This window comes from Thermosynechococcus sp. M98_K2018_005, from assembly GCF_015295825.1.
GTDB lineage: Bacteria > Cyanobacteriota > Cyanobacteriia > Thermosynechococcales > Thermosynechococcaceae > Thermosynechococcus.
The window spans coordinates 1-3,118 of the sequence record NZ_DVEH01000033.1 but is presented as its reverse complement, the minus strand read 5'-3'; the positions used below and the strand labels follow the sequence as shown (position 1 = coordinate 3,118).

The window sequence follows — 3,118 nt, the reverse complement described above, 5'->3', positions numbered from 1 at the left end:
CTCTCTTTCAAGAGGGGGAGAAGTCAAGCTAGCTCATTAAGCCTAATAGAAATTCAAAAATACAGCGTTGCCCTGATTCCAGCATTTAACCTGATCAAAATTGACTATGCTCCCCTCAAAATGCCACAGTCTTGAGAAGTCGATCGCCTCAGTCCACTGCCGGCAGTCTCCCAAGAATTAAGTGTCATTCAACGACTCTGGGGCGGAGCCACCTTCCTCAATCGCGACTTTACTGTTGCCAACCTGGCGCAAAAACGGCAGCAGGGTAACTATTCCATCGTTCATCTGGCTACCCATGCCCTGTTTCGCCCCGGTCAAGCCCAAGAATCCTTTACTCAACTGTAGAGCAGTGAAACAGTTACGCTGAAAACCTCCTCCAACTCAACCACACTTCTACTAAAGTTGCTGCTCTGCAAAAGGCTCAATTAAACCTGCTCAAACATCCAAGACTCCAGACACCTTACTTTGGGCAGGGTTTACGCTTGTGGGTGCTCCTTGGTAGAGCAGTTTTCTGAAAAACGTTTTAAGATTTGTTAGAAGAAAATTCATTTTTGCAAGCAATATCTGAGAAAATTGCATTGAGATACACAGGATTAAGCACAGATGCATTGGCAAGTGGCTTGGAAAAACGGCATTCGCTATCTTTTGCTGGCACTACTCGCTAGTACATTGTGGGTTACCCCCGTCTGGGCAACCAGCGCGATCGATATCCCCTTCCCGGAAACCGCAGCCGGTGTCATTGATGAGGGCAATGTGCTCAGTGCCGTCACCCAAGGTAGTGTCGGGCGATCGCTCCGAGACCTCGCCGAGGCAACGGGCATCCATGTTCATGTTGTAACACTGCACCGCCTTGACTATGGTGAAACCCCCCAGAGCTTTGTGGATGACCTCTTTAGCCAGTGGTTTCCCGATCCTGAGTCCCAAGCCAATCAAGTGATCATTGCCCTCGATACCGTTACTAATGGCACAGCAATTCGCTATGGCGAGGCCGTGGCCGAACGCTTGAATCCTGAAACTGCTGAAAGTATTGTCCAAGAAACAATGCGGGTGCCCCTACGGGATGGCAACTACAATCAATCAGTCCTTGACACCGTCGATCGCCTCGCGAAAGTCCTCAAAGGCGAACCGGATCCAGGCCCTCCTGTGGTACGCGAAGTGGTTGTCGAGAAAACCTACAAGAGCAAAGCGGAAACCGACGATCGCTCCGCCACAATTATTGTGGTTGCCCTGCTGATCGCCGCTACAGTGATCCCAATGGTGACATACTTTATGTATCAAGGATCATCGTAGCCAAGCTCCCTTTTCATTTATGAAAATCTATACCTACCACACACCAGAGCGTGTACCAGCCGACTGGCAACCCGATTGTGCCATTGCTGTTGATGTCCTGCGGGCAACCACCACAATCGCCACTGCCCTTGCCGCCGGCGCAGAAGCCGTTCAAGTCTTTAGTGATTTGGCAGAGCTAGAACAAGTGAGTCAGCAGTGGCCGGCAGCCAAGCGGATTCGCGTTGGTGAACGGGGTGGGAAAAAAGTCGCTGGCTTTGACATGGGCAACTCTCCTGCTGAATGCTTGCCAGAGCGGGTGAAAGGATGTCGCCTCTTTATGAGCACCACCAATGGCACCCGTTCCCTTGAGCGAATTCAAGCCAGTCCCCTCGTTCTCGCCGCTGCCCTTGTCAATCGTGCCGCTGTTGCCGAGTTTGTCCAAAAACATCAACCCGAAACCATCTGGATTGTTGGTTCAGGCTGGGAAGGCAGCTATTCCCTTGAAGATACCGTCTGTGCTGGAGCACTGATTCATCACCTCTGGGGTCAGCAGGATGCCCCCCTCGAAGCCCTTGCGGGTAATGACGAAACCATTGCTGCCACTGCTCTGTACCGCTACTACCAAGATGATCTATTGACCCTCTTTCACCATTCCAGTCACGGGCAGCGCCTGCTCAACCTTGGCAATGAAGCCGATCTCAAATACTGTGCCCAAGTGGATATTTTGGCAATTGTGCCGTGGCAGGTTTCCCCCAAGCTCTTGACTAAGGCCTAGGGCACCACATCCCTACCCAGAGCAAAAAGCCCAACCAGACATTTTCATTGAAGTAACGACCATAGGTCTGAATGGGGAGTGTTGTTGTTTGGGTGTCACGGCGTTCGTGGGTATAAATTTGTAGAGATTGGCGCAGCCAAAAGTAGGTAGTCACCGCCAAAGCCAGCCAAAATCGCCAAGTGAGTCCCGCACTCAAGCCAACAATGATCAGGAACCCCACCGTCAGCGCATAAAAGAGCGCGATCGCCAAGGGCGCATAGGCACCGAAAAATAAGGCACTGGAATTTACCCCCAGTCGGCGATCGTCGGGGCGATCGGGCATGGCATACACGGTATCAAAGGCCAGTGTCCACATCACGACTGCCGCCCACAACCACGCAGTGGTCAAGGTTAAGCGTCCCTGTACCGCTGCCCAAGGAATGAGCACAGCAAACCCCCAAGCCACTGCCAAGACCAGTTGCGGGATGGGAAACACTCGCTTCGCCAAGGGATAGAGGAGAATCACCGGCACTGCGGTCACCGCCAGCCCATACCCCAAAGGAGTGAGGTAAAATGCTAATCCCCAAGCACAGACGAAAGCAATCACCATCAAACCCAAGGCCACACTGAGGGAGAGTCGGCGACTGGCAAGGGGGCGATTTTGCGTCCGCTGCACATGGGGGTCAATATTGCGGTCCCAGCAGTCATTGACAATACAGCCCGCCGCACTGGTGGCGATCGCCCCCACCGTAATGATCAGCAGCAACTTCAACGAGGGCAAACCCGCACTCGCCAAGGTCAATGACCAGAGCGCAGGAATCAGGAGAATCAAGCGCCCCGCAGGCTTATGCCACCGCAACAGTTGGGCGATCGCAACCCAAGTGGGCACTGAGGTTCTCGAGACTTGAGAATTCACCACACCGCTCCCACCGTGAATGCCACTACACATAAAAATCTTAACTCTTCAGGCGGTTTTGGGACGTTGCTGCTCAATTTGCCCTAGGTTTCTAGTAGCCCGTTTGCACTCTGTCGCTTTCCCCCTTTATAGGAGTGATGTGGGCAGGCTAAAACCCCTCCGCTTCAGCGAGGGGATAC

Annotated in this window: 4 protein-coding genes; 3 read left to right on the top strand and 1 reads right to left on the bottom strand. The window is 52.8% G+C overall.

Annotation, left to right across the window (positions count from 1 at the left end; translation table 11 throughout):
• Window positions 1-156: 156 nt before the first annotated feature.
• The 3 genes from IGQ15_RS12005 (at window position 157) to IGQ15_RS04245 (ending at window position 2,044) form a co-directional block, all read left to right on the top strand.
• On the top strand, window positions 157-345 hold the full coding sequence (locus IGQ15_RS12005; RefSeq protein WP_363315784.1) for a CHAT domain-containing protein: 189 nt from the start codon (window positions 157-159) through the stop codon (window positions 343-345).
• A gap of 258 nt (window positions 346-603) precedes the next feature.
• Window positions 604-1,290 (top strand): TPM domain-containing protein, encoded by a 687-nt coding sequence (locus tag IGQ15_RS04250; RefSeq protein WP_297048944.1) that lies wholly within the window; start codon window positions 604-606, stop codon window positions 1,288-1,290.
• 19 nt (window positions 1,291-1,309) lie between these two features.
• Window positions 1,310-2,044: a 2-phosphosulfolactate phosphatase family protein gene (locus IGQ15_RS04245; RefSeq protein WP_149818073.1), complete on the top strand. Its 735-nt coding sequence runs from the start codon at window positions 1,310-1,312 to the stop codon at window positions 2,042-2,044.
• Here the strand turns inward: IGQ15_RS04245 and IGQ15_RS04240 are convergent.
• Window positions 2,034-2,972 carry a 4-hydroxybenzoate solanesyltransferase gene (locus IGQ15_RS04240; RefSeq protein WP_363315783.1) on the bottom strand — a complete coding sequence of 313 codons (939 nt, stop codon included), beginning with the start codon at window positions 2,970-2,972 and terminating at the stop codon, window positions 2,034-2,036. The two genes, IGQ15_RS04245 and IGQ15_RS04240, sit on opposite strands and share 11 nt — an antisense overlap.
• Window positions 2,973-3,118 lie beyond the last annotated feature (146 nt).